Here is a 15912-nt window from a genome sequence, read left to right as displayed (position 1 = left end):
TGGGGGGGAGTCGCGTTCAGGCACTTATGGCCTTACGGTTTCGAAAAACTGACTACATGGACTGTAGCCGAAGGTTGGGTGGGTTCATACGCATTATGCAAGTTTAGGTTAGAAAAAACCAGGCTACTGGACGGGACGCTTCATCGACATCCTTTGCTGTGAATAACGATCTGGGCATCGATCACCTCGTACGTTGAATTGGTAGCTCGGCAAATCAGGTCGAGTTTCTCGAACAACGACTCTGCACCAAACTCCGCCGTCAGTTCACAACCGGTCAGCAGGTCAACATCATAATTGATGACAATTCCGTAGGCAGTTTCCAGCTTTTTAAAAACCGATACGACCGGGGTGTGTTCGAAAGCAAGCACTTGAGGCTCTCCTGCCGGACTGGTTATTGGTTCGGGTAACGCGACCAGCGAACGCTCTAACAAACGGTCGTTGGCCTGAAAGGTAGCCTGCTGATTGGGCGTGAGAATAATGGCCGGTTCGCTACCCCCCAGATCCCCGAGCTCTCCACCGGGCGGGGTCTTAAAAACCGACACTTTCCCCGTCCGAACAATGACCTTTGCTTCTTTGTCATCCGGATAAGCGCGAACGGTGAAACTGGTACCCAAAACCTGGGTAGTCAGTTGGCTGGTATAGACCATAAATGGTTGTTTAGGCCGACGGACTACGTCAAAGAAAGCTTCACCAACCAGAAAAACCTCGCGTTGGCGAGCAGTGAACGTTCGCGGAAAGCTGACCCGACTTCCTTTGTAGAGCGTAACCCTACTTCCATCGGGTAGGCGAACCAACTGGCTGGCATTGGTCGTATTCTGTATTTCCTGTAAGGTTCCGGCTTGCTGCTCAACCTTGTGTTGATAAACGGCGAGGGGCGTAGTAGGCGTGCGCCAATAGAAAAAAGCCAGTGTACCTAGCCCAACAACCAGCGTGATGGCCGCTGCGATCCGTGCCCAACTCATAAAATGAGCCGGTGGTTGGTGCTGTTGCAACGGTTGTAATTCATTCAGATCCTGTGCTTTCTGCCGGTTTACACGGATACGGGCGACCTCACTGGCTAACTCCTCGTCCGATAACTCTTCCTGCGCCTGCTGCATCTGACTCACAAACTGGCGGGCAGCCAGCACCAGATCCACTTTATCGGGATTTATCTGAAGCCACTCATTCCAGAAGACCTGATCGGCAGGCGCGTTTTTCAGCACCCATTGCTGAAACCGGTCGTCCAAAACAAAGTCGTCGAATGTATACGTGGTATAGTCGGGCATAGAAGCGATTGGCAATTTCCCTGTTTACAAGGAAGTAGACCACCTCGTTCCGGTCATACTCTGTTTTTATAAATTTTTTTTTGATTTTTTGAAGCAAAGCTTGATTGCTGTACGTACCCGCAAACGAATAATTCCAACCCTCCCCAACTTAGGCACAATAGGTTGGGGAGGGTTGGAATTATTCGTTCAGGGCGTATCGAATCAGGAAAATAGGCGAACAGGCAGGATGGTTCGCAATTGTGTCATGGCTCGATAGAGGAAATTAGCGACCGTTTGTTTTTCGATAGCCATCACCTGGGCAATATCGTCATTGGTCAAGCCTTCGTAGAATTTCAGGAATACCACTTCCTGTTGCCGTTTGGGTAACCGATCGACGGCCTGCCGAAGACTTTGTTCGGTCGATACCAGCCTTTCATCGGCAATCCACTTATGGTCAGCCGTTAACTCCTCCGTGGCAATCGTTTCCCACTCCAACGTTTCATCAGAGACAAATGGGCGGGCCATTTCACGACGTATCCGACGAAATAGGTTGTTTCGGAATGCTTTGATTAGGTAAATCGTCACGTAGGGCGTTTCGACAATAACGGCCCGCCGGTTCCAAAGCTCTAAAAACAAGTCCTGAAGACAGTCTTTGATTAGATCACGATCGTTGGTAAACCGCGTCGCGTAGTTGAACAGCACCCGATACCGGGCCTGTACTAACTGATCAAAAGCCTTCTCGTCATCCGCTTTAAATCGAATCCAGAGCTGGGCCATTCGTTGTTCATCCGCAGGAGCTGACTGTGAACTCGTCATAGCTATTGGTATAAAGTAGTAGACAGTGCTGATGTCTTTAGAGCACTCGTTAAACAAGTGAGCAGGAAAAAACTGTTCAATTCACCACCATGTAAATTCTTTTTCGTGGTAAAATACAATTTACATGGTAGTACAGGTAAACGTAATCATCCTATAAGATTACCCTCACTATTTTACTAAACTGAATATATTCTACTAAAATACTCCATAAGTACAAGATGTCAAGCAAGATCAAGCATCAAACCATCCTAAATGAATTATTATTTTATGCAAACGTTTCCGCAAACGTTTGCATAAAAGCATTGAGCCCGAAAAGTAGTAGATTTTTTAGTTAAAATTGCCTGGTGTAGCAATCAGGTAATTACGGAAGTTATCGATCTGCTTATTAAAAATATTCTATTCACTACTCACCGATCCTGCATGAAAAACACACCGGTTACTACCAGGGACATTGCCCGTAAACTGGATGTGTCGATTTCAACCGTTTCATGGGCGCTCCGTGATATGCCGGTAATTCATCCGGATACGCGTAAGGCTATTGTACGATTGGCGGAGGAACTGGATTGCCAGCCGAACCAGTTGGCTAAAATCTGGTGAAAAGCCGCACCAAAACGATCGGTGTTATCTTTCCTAACCTATCACTTTTTCTCGGCTATGCTCAACAATCTGGAAGAAGCTGTTAGGCAGGCGGGGTACAGTATCCAGTTAGCCCAGACCAATGAGTCGTGCACACGCAAAACCATCAGTATTCAAAGTCTCCTGCGTAGCCAGGTCGAAGGCCTTATTTTATCACTCTCCCAGGATACCGCCGATGTTGAGCATGTTGAACGGTTAGTTAGAAAAGGACTACCGATCGTACTGGTTGACGGTACTGCCGATATTGCGTCGGTGTCTTAAGTAATGGTCGGCAATCGGGCAGTTGTTTTTAAAACCAATGAGCATTTAATTGAGCAAGGCTGTCGGCGGGTTGGCTTTCTGGTGGGTTCACCCCAGTTATCGTTGAGTAGCCACCGAATAGAGGGGTATTTAGCAGCCGCTGCCCAATATAACGTCACGGCTGGCGATCAATCCCTTCGTCACTGCGATTACACCAATGAAAACACGATCCTGCAAACGTTAGCGCTGATGAGTTTGCCCATCCCCCAATGGTATCGTTGCCATAAGTGATCCCAGCGTTGTACGCCATGCCGCAAAAAGGGCTGGTCATTCCCATGGACGTAGCAGTTGTCAGTTTCAACAATGAACCTGTTTCGGCTTACTTTTCACCGACGCTAAGCAGCATCAATCAACCCATTACGGCAATGACAACGGTCCGACTGTTATTACGTCAGATTGAAAGCCCTGAAGCATTGCGTGGTGAGACTAGGGTATTTGATACCCAACTTATCATTCATGAAGCTTCTTTACGTAACAAATTGTAAGTGAACAAAGGCATTTTCCTGACCAGCACAACAGTGTATCATCCGGAAAATATACGGAGGTTTTCGTGGGCGATTTAGAGTGAGGAAGCTGCCTATGTAAGCTAGTCACCTATAGGATAATAGGTAGTTTTCTGTATTCCCTTATAAAGGGAAAATCTCAATAATCCAAAACGCGATAATTCACTTTTTGCAATAGCATTACAAAAAGACATCCCAGGAATGGAGCCTTTTATGAAACGATTGTTATTTGAAACGCTAAACTTTAGTTTGTAGTCTACAGATCATTATCCTCGTATCCGCTTCTAAATCATTAATTCGTTCGACCAAAAATCGTTTGAAGTCAGAATTCTGCTCTTGCTCTTGCTCAACGAGTGGCTTATATGTCAAGTCGTAATGTCGGATCAAGCCTTGTAAAGCGTTTGATCTCATATTGAAGGGTAGGGTTGACTACTGAAATACTCTACTTTGTAAAGAGAACAGCAACAAGCCGCCCTGCTGAGGACGGCTCGTTAGTACCATTGTAGGCTTGATCCGCCCAGGCCAACCAATTATTAGTTGCCCTGCTGGATAGTACCCATGTTTCCTGTGCCACTCTGACCAACCGAAGCCGTGTTAAAATTACTGTTCTGGCTAATCGTGAGGCTGTTAGACAGACCGTTCTGAATAGCCACGTCGCCACCCAGCCCTTTGATTACGTTGTTGTTGCCAACTTGAGAGAGGTCAGCCACATTCAGAATGCCTGACTGCTCCAGCTTAGCTGTATTCAAATTGCCTTTCTGCGTAATGGTAGCCGTGTTTCCGTCGCCAGTCGTCGCATCACCTTGCTTAATGGAGGCTACGTTTTTGTCACCGGTTTGTGTAAATGTAGCATACGTGCCCCCCTGACCGCTAACGTTGTCGGCCTGACTGAGTGTTGCCTCGTTGCTCGTACCGCTTTGGGTGAAGGTAGCCGTAGCCGCCGACCCGCTATAGCTCGCCTGCTCAGAGGTGATCTTGTTTGAGGTTCCCGTTTGCGTCGAGTAGGCGTACGAACTTCCCTGTAATTTCTGAGTAAAACTGGCCGAGTTCGTCGTTCCGGACTGCGTAGACTGCAGGTAATTGCCGAATCCTGCCTGGCTAGAGGTCAGGCTATTACTACCCGTTCCAGTCGAACCGTTTTTTTGTGTAACTAAGGCCTGGTTTTGGCCAGCTTGTTTTATGGTGGCCTGTTGGCTAGTTCCAGATTGATCGAGGGTAGCTTGGTTTTGAGCAAAAGCAGTGGTGATGGCACAGGCAGCAGCCAGAGAAAGAAATACTTTTTTCATGATTTGGGGTAGTAAAAACTAAAAAGATGACTTGAACCATAAGGTCTTTTGGCGTTCGATGCGCCTTTCTGTATCGTAAGAGCATTTTCGTCGGGTGATCAGCTCCTGGCCAGCGAGCGTTGTCACTTTGTTGTCGGTGCGTTACCCAGCGTTGCCTGGTGAGCAGCGGTGGGCAGATTCGGCTAAATCGGCCTGAACCACACGGGGTGGGTCGGGCCTACGAATCGTCGTTCGGGAACCAATGGATTCCCTATGGGCGTCGTCGAATTGACAGCCCGCGGCTTCGGTGAGTTACTCATGTACTTGAGTCGATAGCGAGTAAGACAGGCTGCTCAACTAAACGCCCCTAGCCAGAAGAAACCGTATCACTGCTGCTCCGTCTCAGACCGGCGTTGTTTCCGCTGCTGCCGTCAGGTGACTGATCGGCATGGGTCGTTGGGTGAGTAGCGATAAGACGGTTTCGATGCTATCTTATCGCTCGGTAAGGAGTACATTTTTCACTGGGTTAGTTCATCGAACTACGTGGTTATTAGCACTGCGTTACTGCCGATTCCGTTTTTTTGACGGCTGTGCTTTTCCTCGATGGTCGGAGAGGACGGGGAGCATGTGAATGGCGTTCTCACCCGTTTCCGACGATTGGGTGATGGTCGCCGTCGCCTGACCCTCCTGGGAAATCTCGACCGAGTTCGGGCCAAACGGTCCGTCGCCACGGTTGTGCTGGCTGATCGTGGTTTGGGTACCTTTGGACACCCGCAGACTCACCCGGTTGCCGGGCTTAGGGCCATCCGTCGTCGCACCGCCACTCTGGCTAATGTTGACACTATTGCCTTCCCCCAACTGGGTGACGGATGCCGAGTTGGCCGCTGTGCCGTTTTGGGTAATGCTGACGCTGTTTTGCCCGAACGCGGTGGTGGCCACCAGCATGGTGAGCGCGGTTAACAGGAATTGATTCATTGGGGTCGTAGTCTACGGATTATAATTGACAGTTATACCCAAGCCGTCCAACTGAACGCTCTGCTTAAGCAGCAACTGTAAGATCGCCGTTTCATCTCCGGCAGGCGTTATTTTAGGGGCATAATGCTGGTGCAAGTTCAGCGGAAGGCTGTCACAAGCAGGTGCATATTTCGCTCAAGTAAGGTGTATCGCTCACCCGTTTCTAATTATAAGACTACGAACTAATTTATTTGTCATATTCAGTGCCGACTCACAGCAGGGTCATGTGGTGTAGTGTCGACTGGTACTACGCACGGTGAACACTGATGGGAAGTCAAGCCCCAGCCAGTCGAACATGGCCTAATCAAGGCTAAATTCTCCCTCGCTTTAGTTGGGGTGGTTGCCTTGCTGCCCATTTAGACGAAAGCGCCCCGGTTGGCGACTTATAGAACACAGTTTAAAAGGAAATTATACGTCATGGTTAGCCAAAGCCTGTTCGATGATAAGCCCCATAAAGGTAAAGGGTTAGGCTGCTTTATGTGAAGGAATGTATGTCAATGGGTTCATTTGGTAGTTGAATAACACCGTTTGGTAGGTAAGCGTTGTCAGGGGGTGATTAGATTGATGATTCCTGGGTTGGCGACATTCGTGAAGGGAAGCGGTTGCCCCGTTTTAGCATCAATAACCCGTCCAGATACACTACCCATTTGCGCGTATATAGCAAAGGGGCAATAGAAGAGACAAACTAGTAGTAGACGATAATTCATTCAGCTCGTAGGTCGGTGGACAATCCTATTGTCGGGTTTGACAATCGAAGCGAGTTGCAGTGCTCATTACTGGATCACTGAAGTCTACACAAGATGGTAACTTTTAATAGAAAACACCCCTCAGCGTTCTATTTTACCTTTTGGATTTGGAGGTTCATTCTTGAAAAATCGATTAATTAAACAACCAGGGTTTACTTGCTTTAGAAAGTAAACCCTGGTTGTTTAATTAATTCTCAAATAAGGCTCCATTTTCTGAGATGACGAGGGGTTGATTTTTTCTATTTTTATCCACCTAGAGGTATGTCTGTAGACGAATTGAATGAAGCAACTGTCTTTATGATAGTTGCATTATTCTCAGTCAGGCTGTATAAGCAACGTTATGTTAAGAAACTATTCCAAGATCACATGCCCTATACAAGCCTTAGAAATAGGTCTAATTGTCCTTTGGAAAGGTAAGAAGGCAGCCTTTTAGTATGTTAAGGGAATATCATTAGATTTATCCAGATAAACGGCTTCTCAATCTAATTTATCAATCTAGGCAGGTAAACCTTACTCTATGAAAACACTATGCACCGTAGTTGCTGTACTGGCTGTTGCTGGCTTTGTCATCTTGAAATACTTTCACATTGACCTTAAGGTAGGCACCAATGATACACGCCGTATTGCCCGCAGCCCATTCGTAGAAAAACATTTGGAAAAGCCCTTGCCTGAGTTTACCCTCAAAGACATGACGGGCAAAACAATTCGAAGCCAGGATTTGGTGGGGAAACGTGTTCACTTGAACTTTTGGAGTACCTCCTGTAAACCCTGTATCGAAGAGTTTGTAGAACTCAACCGACTCAAAGCACAGTATGCTTCTGATTATGTCTTTTTGGCTTTGGCTCCCGACGACTCAAGTCGGGTGAGTCGCACGTTGCGAACCCATGCGTTGAGGTATCAAGTCATTCCCAATGCAGGGGCCTATCTGCATGAACTAGGCGTTGATGCTTACCCAAAAAACTTTTTTGTTGACAGTCACGGACTGATTCGTCGCATAACCGGAGGGTCCCAAAAAGAGCTTGACGGTCTGACCTTAGTCAATAGCAATTACAGATCTTACAAAAAGATTTTAGATGCTATAGAATAGATAGCAGTATTTGCTAGCTTATCATAACATTAATTATACAACCGTTTTGAATGAGAGATTTTAAAACCCAAGTCGATAGTATATCTTCAAAAGAAGACTTTACTAAGTTCTTAGGTACTCTACTTGAAGATCTCCAATCAGACCGATCTGCTTGGGAGAATAACACTTTAGATGAGTACCTAGATGGAATCAAAAGTTGGACTGAAGATATGGATGGTTACTATATCAATATGGGTGAGCCGATTCCAGAAAATGTTAATTGGCGTGTATTTGCCGAAATTCTAACGGCTGCAACTCTATACGAATAGCTTTCAGACTAACATAATGCCACTTATACAACAGAAAAAATCTAGTTACTACAACCCGAATGAGTTACCAGGGGTCATGTTAGTTGTATAAATTCGGCTGTTATGAAAAGCTTTCTAATTGATAGTATTCATAGAATCATAGCTATCGTTCTACTCCTTTCACTGATCAGTTGCAAACAAGATTCGATTGCAACAGAAAAAGCAACCGCTGACAAGAAAGCAACAGGCCATTGGCGTATGGTTTCGATCACATCAGGATGGACAGGGAAAACTGATTCATCTACTGAGAAGATAGAAATGAGTATAAATGATCAACAGCAGGCTATCATTTATAAAAATGATACGGAAGTGTCCCGCCATCAGTACGTGTTAGAGGAAACAGGCTCAGGCATACTTCGCTATAAAATCACTCAGCGAAGTGGTAGTTTCTCCTTCGACTGGCCAGAAGAAGGGTACTTTAAGGTGAGTAGCAAGCAATTAATACTGGACTCAACACCTACTGATGGTCCTGCATATACTTTTGAACGAAACTAATAGATGGTCTTGATCAGCCTTGAGAGGTATCATTAGAATATTTCATTAACATAAGAATTATTATATAACTGGCTAATCGATAATCTATACCTCACTTGATCAAAAAACTAGTTATCGTCTTTTCCCTTCTGGGGCTGCTTTCTTGTCAACCTGATGATAAATTTATGGGGGTGGCTGCTGGGGCTGCTGGCCGCTATATTGTGACAGCCTACATTGACGCTGGTGACACCTTATTTTCATTACAGCCAGGCTCAACTGGCTATAAACTTGGTATCAACAAGATTGACATTCGCAACTTCACCGTGGAGCTTACCGCAAGAGATTCAGATCAACTTGCCATGAAAATCACTTATTGGCAAAATGGCATCCAATCTATTTTTAACAAGCAGGTCAGCGTTCAGCTAACCAACTCTGTTTATCAATTTTCGTTATCAAAGAACACCACGGTTACTGCTTATGACGGCAGTGTAGGTAGATTTTCAGGTTTTTTTTATGAGCGCACGATAGGTGGCGAATTTCGCATTCCTGGGTCAGGTGCTTCTGCAACATCCACTTCAAACGATATTATTATTGTAGCGCAGCCAGGACGATAAGCAGGCCCCATCTACTTTCATAAATAGGCTGGCCCAGACTTGCTAGCTCCTTTGATGATAAAACAAAACAGGCTAATATAATGCCGCTTATATAACAACATTTTCAACTGTTGAGCCATATTTAGAATCAAGTGTGATATCAACCCTTACTTAACCCTGTTTTTATGCTTATTAATCGAAATGTTCTACTACCCGTACTGGTTGGTATTAGTTGGTTGACCAGTTGTAAACAGGATGATGACTCAATGGCTTGTAAACCTGTTGATAACATAAGTGCTCCAGGCACCTGTTATGAACCTAGCCGTGGCTTAACTTTAGTAGCATCGGGTCGAACCAGTTCAGCGGATAGAAGTCAATTCACTTGGTCGGTTTTTCCTCAGAGCGATACTACGCTGACTAACGATATTTCAGCTTCTCGAGAAAAGATACTAGTAGGCAATGGGACCATCAACATACCCGATTCACTACTAAAAAATGCTCCCAAATTCATTGTTAAAGTGAAAACAACAGGATGCGGAGCTACAGAATTACATTCCATTCATTATGCTTTTATCAAACGTCAAGCAGCAGGATCAACCTGCGCAGTTTGGCAAAGAAGATCAATATAAATTGTGCTTTTCTAAGCTGGACCTCTTGTCAAACTTATACCATCATCTTAATTTAATCACATTACGTAAGCCTAGTTATAAAACTCTTCTTGAAAAATGAAAAATATCAGGATTGAAAAGGTTGGTGATATAAATTGTACTTATCCGTACTTGGAAATATTTCAAGAGGGCGAATCAAGTCCTTTTTTAGAAATAAGTGTAATAGATAGTAAAGAGCTTAATTTCACGTTATGGCCTGTTTTAACAGAGGTTAAGTTGACATTAGACCAATATGAGAAGATACTAACAACGGCTAAAGAATTTATGCCCGAAGTGATAAAAGACGAAGAAGATTTTCAAAAGACTTTCCCTATTTAAAATGCAAAATCGTTGATAATCAATTTATTGCATCCTGTTTAGAAGAGTTGTATAACTAAGATTATGTTATTCGATAAAAAGAAGAAAACCAACAGGTAGAACAAATTGTGTATTCCTTAATTTGTTTAACAAATTACTGTTTTAAAAGAGCAGCTATTTCTGCCTTTGCGTTGCCACTTGGACGGCTACAATTGTTCTTCACAATTTTACCTTCCTGATCAATCAAGACGTAATGAGGATAAGCTTTCACATTGTACTTGCTGATTAATGTGCTCTCCCAAGCCTTATTCGCGTACAGATTCACCGTTTGCAAGTTATAGAGCTTACTTACCTTCGCCCAATCAGCTTGTGAGCTTCGTACACAGATGTTGACGATTCTCACTGGTTTGCCCTCAAAATACTTGACCAACTCGTTTTCGAGTGGCATCTCTTGCCGACAAGGCGCGCAACCCGTGAACCAAAAACTAAGATAGATTACCTGACCACGAAAATCTTTTAAGTAAGCTAACGAATCTAGATGATCTTCTAGCGCAAAGTTAGGAGCTAGCTCTCCTGGCTTAAGCGTGTAAGCATCTCTATAGTAGTCTCTCAACTGGTTGATCCACCGTTTGTCGGTGAACTTAGGATAATATTTGGCTAGCATCTGTTCACCACTGGTCGGAAGTCCTGCTAAATATTCACTCAGCAGCCGAGCCATAAAGATATCCCAGGATAACCCTGACACATAAGTGGAGGCTAGAATTGGCAGGTAGTTGGCGGCCTCTTTTACCCGTTTCTGCTGAAAGTACAGATGAAAGAAATAATCAGTAAGAAAGTGCTGATAATCGACTAGATGAGCTGCCGAAGGATCATTAAGTAAACTGGGTGAAACAAAATGATAGTAGTTTTTAGGTACTGCGTTGGCGCTATCCATTTTGATGAATCTTCGATACGTAACCGCATTCGTTCTATAAGCTGCATCACTGTACCGGATCTGTTGTTTCTCTTTTTGGACAAACCAAAGGGGAAGGCTATGCTTGGTAAGGTAGGATTCAAAGTAAGCTAGCTCTACCTTCAATAACGAATCCATTTTTTGCTGATAGATAGCCAGTGTTGGCATCTGGTTCGCTAACTGAGCTCGCGTGTGCATGGGTAGACTTTTTAAGGCACGAGCTTGGTCAAAATAGTATTGATTGATACGGGCATAGGTTCCTTTAAATTGATATTTCTGCCAAGGATTATCTTGACTAAGATCAATAGTAAGAACCAAAGTATCACTGGGCACTAGGTAGATTGTTGCACCCAGATGATCTAGGGCCAGGTAGCCATTTTGAGGACTAGCTATTTCGTAATGTATGTACTTGTCGTTGGTACCGATGGGTAGTGAATCTTCCCGTCTAAAGTCACCTAAGTAAGGCAATACATTATTTGAATAAGTAAATAGCTGTCTTACTTTTATATTGTGGCGATAGCTTATCTGTAAGACCGCTTTGCTGTTTGGTTTAATGGTAAAGCTAGGCTTCGTTTGAGCGCAGCAAACGGAAAAGAGCAACCAGCAGCCGATGCAAAGCAGTGATTTCGTCTTGATTTTGTATCTTGATAAAGCTTAAACTAAGTATTTAGTTATAAGCAAAGTGTACCAAAGCTTTACTGCATTCTTTTTAGAAAAATGTTGTATAAGTGGCACTATGTTAACCTTAGAATGATCTACAGCCTTGGCGACATAACCATTGCTGTAGATCGTTCTAACTACGTTCTATCTGGACTTAGCCGGTAGCGCTCCGATTGCTGAATAACGGTAATTCATTTTGTAATCTTCACCCGGCATTCTAATCAGATGCTTTTCGTTTCCAGTCAGCGTTTTCACGACTACCGTCGAATAAGCACTAGCACCCGTCTCTTTGTCCCGGACAAAAACAATGTATTCCGCTTCTTGAGCCGGAACCAGCAAGACTTCTGAGGCATCATTTGGCGGTACGGCACCTGGCGTGGTCAGACCCCAGGCGTAACTGTACTTACCAGATCCACCCGTCGCTTTGGCCTGAATAAGCTGCTTACCAGTAGCAGCATCACCACTTACCTCGGTAGTAACCTTGACCTGAGCCAGTAAAGTAGTTGAGCTGATCAAGCCCATCAGCATTAGCAGGGTACGCATTGAGTATTTCATTGTGCAACGAGTTTAGAAATGTAAAACTGTAAACGAGAAATTCTGCTGTATAATCTGAATTATGTTAAGCTAAGGTAATGGATACTTGGAAATGTAGACTACGCCCCGGCCCTGTTTACTGTTGCAAAAGGAGAAAGGCTCACCCGTTTTGCCACCGCGACCGCAAACAGCATCGGTACCGGCCATATATAGCCGTTGCTTGCTATCCAGGTATAGGCTATTTAACTGATGAAGCAGAGGGAGATCAACTCGACGCCCATCTGAAGTAATCACGCCAGGTGTTTCAAAATGACCAGTCGTAGCAGTTGGATCCACGAAGACCCGATTAATTCTGTACGTAGTTCCTGTAGACGTCGTTACAGGATTAATCAATAGTCTTTTATCGATTGGTTGACCTGATCGAGGCTCATCGAGCAAAGGATTCCGTTTGGTGTACCGTTGCCACGTTTGGCCATCGTCTAAACTATAGTTATCAGCATGAATTAAGATTTGTTGATAGTAGTCTTTTAGCGTTTGATTGGTCAGTCCAGTCATGGTGAATAGGGTATCCTGATTCTGGACGATACCGAACATACCAGTTGACTGCTGATAAACCTGCTGCCAGTGCTTGCCTTTATCCGTTGACCGGAAGACCGCATATCCTGTTGTTATGAGTAAGGTTTTATCCCAGTCTCCCCACACCCCTTGAATTTCTTTATCCACTGGAGCTTTGAGCGTATACCAGTTTGGGTATTCGGTTAGTACGGTGTCGTGCTCAGGATCGACGATGTCAGATGGAGTCTTTTTACAAGATAAGGCTAGTAGAAGCAGGCTAGAGTAGAGCAACGTTTTCATAGTTGTTGAGTCTAATTTTACTGCTTATAAAAGGCGGTGACAGTAGCTTTTACTCGTTAACTTAACTGACATACATGCTGTCAATCTACAGATATGTCATTAACATAACATCAGCCTTTCTTTTGCCCTTTCCAATGTACAGTTGGGTCTGTTTTGAGGGCTTGTATAAGATGGGTGATCTTAGAACAGTTTCTCAACATAAGATACGTGGCTGTTGCAAAAAGTCCGTCAGCCACTTCGTTAAGTGATTTGGCTTGCCAATTCAGACCCGAAAATAATCTGTTGTCAGGCGAAAAAGCGGCTCAAGCAAGTAGTCTAAATACTTTTGCAACAGCCGCATACCTCATACAACTTGATTGAGAATAATGCAACTATCATAAAGCCATTTGCTTCCTTCAATTCGTCTATAGACACGCCTTTAGCTGGATAAAAATAGAAAAAACGAACCCCTTGTCATCTCAGAAAATGGAGCGTTTTCTTGAGGCAAGGCGGAAAGTCAATCACTTGAGAATAAACAGTTTATTTAATACATTCATTGTGAGATGGAATTTTGTTCGGTAGTAAGTATATAAATTTAAGCGTCTAATTAAGCCCTACAGTACTGAATGAAGTATTTCTTACAAATCGCTTTCATCGGGCTATCCCTCCTGAGGAGTGTCAACGGTTATGCTCAACTCCTTGACACAATCGTTTACGCTTCTCCTTATTGGCTTCATTTTAGACTCGTAAAAGGTGAGAAGCCTCCTATCCTTTTTGAATCAGGGGGCGGACAGGATGCTTCCCAGTGGGAATCCATTGCTACAGTCGTGCACCAGCGTCTGCAAGCAACCGTCATTACCTATGATCGGGCGGGCTTTGGCAAAAGTAGTTTTGATACGGCAGGCTACACAATTCTCCAGGAAATCAGAAGTTTAGAGTCGGCTTTGCACCAGTTGGGGTACAATAACACCAATCTGTTGCTGGTTGGTCAGTCACTAGGCGCTTTTTACAATCAAATCTATGCCGCTCGGCATCCGTCACAAGTGAAAGGCATTATTCTTGTCGATCCTAGAATACCTTCCTACGCTGACATGCGATTCGCCAGAGCCTATTTTCAGGGGCTGAATCGGAAAGAGTATGAAGCTGACTATATGAGCTTGTACTATTTGCTGGCCCGAATGGAGCGCACTAGTGATTATGTCAGGCAGGTGCCCTTACCGTCTAGTATTCCTTTGCTCGATATTATGGCGGAACGGGGTCCTTTCTCGGACGCCAAGGAGAACGAACGATTTAAAGCGGACCAACGCAGCTTGGTTAAGGGACATCGAAATCGGCGTTTACTTTATGTGGAAGGCACCTCCCACAACATTCCTCATGATAAGCCAACGTTGATGATTGAGCAGATTATGAACTTCTACAAGCAACACCTTTAATTTATCGGGTAGAAAGGAGTTCGGAAATTCAGCATTAGTTGTACAGTAGCTAACCCATTTTATCAGACGGCGTATAAAGCCTGCCTGATTTCGTGCTGGGGAGCATTTGATAAGACACTAAATTTTTAATATCTGTCAATGACTATCTGTCGCCTACGATTTGCGGAAATGGGTTTGCCGTTGTCGCTTCAGGTCGTCATTGCCGATGAACTGGTCAGTCCGCATGAGGCCCTGCTGGATTCGTGCGGACTGATCCTGATCTGATTGTTCGTCTTCGGCTATTTCAAGAGCAAAGTCACTGGACAGCCGCCCATTAGTGGAGCGTTTAAGGTGATGGTGATTGGTGCACTGGCAGCCGCAGCTGCCTTTGCCGTTGCTCGTTTAATCCAATAAATCCCGAATCACATGCAGCCAATTCGCTATATCAATCACCAAAATACAGTCTGGTACAGCGTAACAGATTATGTCCGGCTGTTACTGGACACGCGCACGATCGCGCGTGTAAGACCGTCCATTCTTCGTAAACGACATCGTTCCTCAAAAGACCCCGAGGAGTTAGTGCTGGCCAAACTGAATCAGTTAAACGCTGCGTATCAACTTCGAATCAATCAGGACCTGTTTGCCGACTGGGTTGTTTTTGAGCACCTCCATCGGGTACTTAAGCCCTTTCTGATCCGGCCAGCCGATTGGACAAATCCAAATAGTCTGTTTCACAAAACTCGGGTTTACATCGACCGGCCTAAACAATCGCCCAAGCCTGATGTTGGTGATGACTATTTCGAGGAAATAGAGATTCAAGTGTGATTTACAGCAAGATATGAGTTACTACCCTTCTGCCTTTAACTTCTTGACTGCTACTTTGGCAAAGACTTATCTATACTCATTATATATAGCTTGCTAGTTGCCACGATCTGAAATTACTCAACGTAATGATGTATAACTACTCAATCGTTTATTACTCCCTGTACTTGTATGACTCGCTATGAGTTTCTAAAATCAATGGGCTTTACGGGAGCTGCGCTGATGGCGGCCTTAACGTCCTGCGTTCGACCAGAAGATACTGTCGTTGATGCCCTAACGATCCCGGGCACCACTACGCCTGTCGCCAGCACTACATCACCGACAACCAGCACGGCCACATCGGGCACCACAACATCACCGTCCACGACCACCACCGCGAGTGGCGTCGACCTGAGCAGCATTACAAACCGTCTACTGACCATTGATCTGGCGTCTTCGGCAGCGTCGGCGCTAAAAACAGTTGGTGGTTATCTGGTGCAGAGTGGTATTGTTGTGGCTCAGACGAGTTCGGGCGTCTACGTAGCCGTAACACAAACGTGCAGCCATGAGCCTAAAAAGGCCATTATTTTCAACAAGACAGAGTTTTACTGCACCGTACACGGCGCCCGGTATGACCTGACGGGCAAAGGCAAAAACAGCTTTGGTAGTAGAGGAATCGCCGTGTACAAGATTGCTACCGACGGCAAAACGCTCGTCGTTTACAGTTAA

Annotated in this window: 19 protein-coding genes and 1 pseudogene; 13 read left to right on the top strand and 7 right to left on the bottom strand. The window is 44.8% G+C overall.

Translation table 11 applies throughout. The features are described from left to right. Positions 1 to 140 precede the first annotated feature (140 nt). Both GK091_RS24590 and GK091_RS24585 read right to left on the bottom strand, forming a co-directional pair. Complete coding sequence (locus GK091_RS24590; protein WP_164043238.1) at positions 141 to 1265, bottom strand: FecR family protein; 1125 nt, start codon at positions 1263 to 1265, stop codon at positions 141 to 143. A 201-nt stretch (positions 1266 to 1466) separates the two neighbouring features. Then, positions 1467 to 2060 (bottom strand): RNA polymerase sigma factor, encoded by a 594-nt coding sequence (locus GK091_RS24585; RefSeq protein WP_164043237.1) that lies wholly within the window; start codon positions 2058 to 2060, stop codon positions 1467 to 1469. Positions 2061 to 2480: 420 nt separating this feature from the next. Here GK091_RS24585 and GK091_RS29685 point away from each other — a divergent pair, with 420 nt between their 5' ends. From GK091_RS29685 to GK091_RS29675, 3 genes are all read left to right on the top strand, one after another. Next, positions 2481 to 2657: a helix-turn-helix domain-containing protein gene (locus tag GK091_RS29685; protein WP_164043234.1), complete on the top strand. Its 177-nt coding sequence runs from the start codon at positions 2481 to 2483 to the stop codon at positions 2655 to 2657. 57 nt (positions 2658 to 2714) lie between these two features. Further along, positions 2715 to 2957 carry a LacI family DNA-binding transcriptional regulator gene (locus GK091_RS29680; RefSeq protein ID WP_164043232.1) on the top strand — a complete coding sequence of 81 codons (243 nt, stop codon included), beginning with the start codon at positions 2715 to 2717 and terminating at the stop codon, positions 2955 to 2957. 287 nt (positions 2958 to 3244) lie between these two features. Further along, positions 3245 to 3481 carry a substrate-binding domain-containing protein gene (locus tag GK091_RS29675; RefSeq protein ID WP_164043230.1) on the top strand — a complete coding sequence of 79 codons (237 nt, stop codon included), beginning with the start codon at positions 3245 to 3247 and terminating at the stop codon, positions 3479 to 3481. A 551-nt stretch (positions 3482 to 4032) separates the two neighbouring features. Here GK091_RS29675 and GK091_RS24565 read toward each other — a convergent pair. Continuing rightward, positions 4033 to 4785, bottom strand: a complete 753-nt coding sequence (locus tag GK091_RS24565) for a hypothetical protein (RefSeq protein ID WP_164043228.1) — start codon at positions 4783 to 4785, stop codon at positions 4033 to 4035. Between the two features lie 540 nt (positions 4786 to 5325). After that, positions 5326 to 5739, bottom strand: coding sequence for a curlin repeat-containing protein (locus GK091_RS24560; protein ID WP_164043226.1), 414 nt, complete (start codon positions 5737 to 5739; stop codon positions 5326 to 5328). A gap of 1302 nt (positions 5740 to 7041) precedes the next feature. On the opposite strand from GK091_RS24560, the gene GK091_RS24555 reads away from it, so the two are divergent. The 6 genes from GK091_RS24555 (at position 7042) to GK091_RS24530 (ending at position 10011) form a co-directional block, all read left to right on the top strand. After that, the gene (locus GK091_RS24555) at positions 7042 to 7611 is read left to right on the top strand and encodes a TlpA family protein disulfide reductase (protein WP_164043223.1); all 570 of its coding nucleotides are present in this window, start codon (positions 7042 to 7044) and stop codon (positions 7609 to 7611) included. Positions 7612 to 7661: 50 nt separating this feature from the next. Further along, positions 7662 to 7919, top strand: a complete 258-nt coding sequence (locus GK091_RS24550; RefSeq protein WP_164043221.1) for a DUF7660 family protein — start codon at positions 7662 to 7664, stop codon at positions 7917 to 7919. A 102-nt stretch (positions 7920 to 8021) separates the two neighbouring features. Then, positions 8022 to 8453: a hypothetical protein gene (locus tag GK091_RS24545; protein WP_164043219.1), complete on the top strand. Its 432-nt coding sequence runs from the start codon at positions 8022 to 8024 to the stop codon at positions 8451 to 8453. A gap of 95 nt (positions 8454 to 8548) precedes the next feature. Further along, the gene (locus GK091_RS24540) at positions 8549 to 9046 is read left to right on the top strand and encodes a hypothetical protein (RefSeq protein WP_246202396.1); all 498 of its coding nucleotides are present in this window, start codon (positions 8549 to 8551) and stop codon (positions 9044 to 9046) included. A gap of 164 nt (positions 9047 to 9210) precedes the next feature. Then, positions 9211 to 9654 carry a hypothetical protein gene (locus GK091_RS24535; protein WP_164043216.1) on the top strand — a complete coding sequence of 148 codons (444 nt, stop codon included), beginning with the start codon at positions 9211 to 9213 and terminating at the stop codon, positions 9652 to 9654. A gap of 96 nt (positions 9655 to 9750) precedes the next feature. Beyond that, positions 9751 to 10011, top strand: coding sequence for a hypothetical protein (locus tag GK091_RS24530; RefSeq protein ID WP_164043213.1), 261 nt, complete (start codon positions 9751 to 9753; stop codon positions 10009 to 10011). Positions 10012 to 10144: 133 nt separating this feature from the next. On the opposite strand, the gene GK091_RS24525 is transcribed toward GK091_RS24530, so the two are convergent. The 3 genes from GK091_RS24525 to GK091_RS24515 all read right to left on the bottom strand — a co-directional run bounded on the left by GK091_RS24525 (position 10145) and on the right by GK091_RS24515 (position 12991). Further along, positions 10145 to 11410 (bottom strand): TlpA family protein disulfide reductase, encoded by a 1266-nt coding sequence (locus tag GK091_RS24525; protein ID WP_164043212.1) that lies wholly within the window; start codon positions 11408 to 11410, stop codon positions 10145 to 10147. Between the two features lie 336 nt (positions 11411 to 11746). Then, complete coding sequence (locus GK091_RS24520) at positions 11747 to 12157, bottom strand: hypothetical protein (RefSeq protein WP_164043209.1); 411 nt, start codon at positions 12155 to 12157, stop codon at positions 11747 to 11749. Positions 12158 to 12226: 69 nt separating this feature from the next. Continuing rightward, complete coding sequence (locus GK091_RS24515) at positions 12227 to 12991, bottom strand: beta propeller repeat protein (RefSeq protein ID WP_164043207.1); 765 nt, start codon at positions 12989 to 12991, stop codon at positions 12227 to 12229. Positions 12992 to 13596: 605 nt separating this feature from the next. Between GK091_RS24515 and GK091_RS24510 the strand changes: the two genes are divergently transcribed. The 4 genes and pseudogenes from GK091_RS24510 to GK091_RS24495 all read left to right on the top strand — a co-directional run bounded on the left by GK091_RS24510 (position 13597) and on the right by GK091_RS24495 (position 15912). After that, complete coding sequence (locus tag GK091_RS24510) at positions 13597 to 14403, top strand: alpha/beta fold hydrolase (RefSeq protein WP_164043205.1); 807 nt, start codon at positions 13597 to 13599, stop codon at positions 14401 to 14403. A 216-nt stretch (positions 14404 to 14619) separates the two neighbouring features. Further along, positions 14620 to 14796: pseudogene (locus tag GK091_RS29910) on the top strand (VIT1/CCC1 transporter family protein); the annotation flags it as partial. A gap of 12 nt (positions 14797 to 14808) precedes the next feature. Then, on the top strand, positions 14809 to 15207 hold the full coding sequence (locus GK091_RS24500; protein ID WP_164043203.1) for a hypothetical protein: 399 nt from the start codon (positions 14809 to 14811) through the stop codon (positions 15205 to 15207). A gap of 168 nt (positions 15208 to 15375) precedes the next feature. After that, positions 15376 to 15912, top strand: coding sequence for a Rieske 2Fe-2S domain-containing protein (locus GK091_RS24495; RefSeq protein WP_164043201.1), 537 nt, complete (start codon positions 15376 to 15378; stop codon positions 15910 to 15912).

The organism is Spirosoma agri (assembly GCF_010747415.1).
GTDB lineage: Bacteria > Bacteroidota > Bacteroidia > Cytophagales > Spirosomataceae > Spirosoma > Spirosoma agri.
This window is presented reverse-complemented; position numbering and strand designations above follow the sequence as displayed.

What these genes read in the sequence shown, in the direction of transcription:
- GK091_RS24515 (WP_164043207.1), bottom strand. Translation starts at nt 12,991, where the DNA reads ATGAAAACGTTGCTCTACTCTAGCCTGCTTCTACTAGCCTTATCTTGT.
- GK091_RS24520 (WP_164043209.1), bottom strand. Translation starts at nt 12,157, where the DNA reads ATGAAATACTCAATGCGTACCCTGCTAATGCTGATGGGCTTGATCAGC.
- GK091_RS24590 (WP_164043238.1), bottom strand. Translation starts at nt 1,265, where the DNA reads ATGCCCGACTATACCACGTATACATTCGACGACTTTGTTTTGGACGAC.
- GK091_RS29675 (WP_164043230.1), top strand. Translation starts at nt 3,245, where the DNA reads ATGCCGCAAAAAGGGCTGGTCATTCCCATGGACGTAGCAGTTGTCAGT.
- GK091_RS24510 (WP_164043205.1), top strand. Translation starts at nt 13,597, where the DNA reads ATGAAGTATTTCTTACAAATCGCTTTCATCGGGCTATCCCTCCTGAGG.
- GK091_RS29680 (WP_164043232.1), top strand. Translation starts at nt 2,715, where the DNA reads ATGCTCAACAATCTGGAAGAAGCTGTTAGGCAGGCGGGGTACAGTATC.
- GK091_RS24535 (WP_164043216.1), top strand. Translation starts at nt 9,211, where the DNA reads ATGCTTATTAATCGAAATGTTCTACTACCCGTACTGGTTGGTATTAGT.
- GK091_RS24560 (WP_164043226.1), bottom strand. Translation starts at nt 5,739, where the DNA reads ATGAATCAATTCCTGTTAACCGCGCTCACCATGCTGGTGGCCACCACC.
- GK091_RS24565 (WP_164043228.1), bottom strand. Translation starts at nt 4,785, where the DNA reads ATGAAAAAAGTATTTCTTTCTCTGGCTGCTGCCTGTGCCATCACCACT.
- GK091_RS24530 (WP_164043213.1), top strand. Translation starts at nt 9,751, where the DNA reads ATGAAAAATATCAGGATTGAAAAGGTTGGTGATATAAATTGTACTTAT.
- GK091_RS24500 (WP_164043203.1), top strand. Translation starts at nt 14,809, where the DNA reads ATGCAGCCAATTCGCTATATCAATCACCAAAATACAGTCTGGTACAGC.
- GK091_RS24545 (WP_164043219.1), top strand. Translation starts at nt 8,022, where the DNA reads ATGAAAAGCTTTCTAATTGATAGTATTCATAGAATCATAGCTATCGTT.
- GK091_RS24585 (WP_164043237.1), bottom strand. Translation starts at nt 2,060, where the DNA reads ATGACGAGTTCACAGTCAGCTCCTGCGGATGAACAACGAATGGCCCAG.
- GK091_RS24555 (WP_164043223.1), top strand. Translation starts at nt 7,042, where the DNA reads ATGAAAACACTATGCACCGTAGTTGCTGTACTGGCTGTTGCTGGCTTT.
- GK091_RS24495 (WP_164043201.1), top strand. Translation starts at nt 15,376, where the DNA reads ATGACTCGCTATGAGTTTCTAAAATCAATGGGCTTTACGGGAGCTGCG.
- GK091_RS24550 (WP_164043221.1), top strand. Translation starts at nt 7,662, where the DNA reads ATGAGAGATTTTAAAACCCAAGTCGATAGTATATCTTCAAAAGAAGAC.
- GK091_RS29685 (WP_164043234.1), top strand. Translation starts at nt 2,481, where the DNA reads ATGAAAAACACACCGGTTACTACCAGGGACATTGCCCGTAAACTGGAT.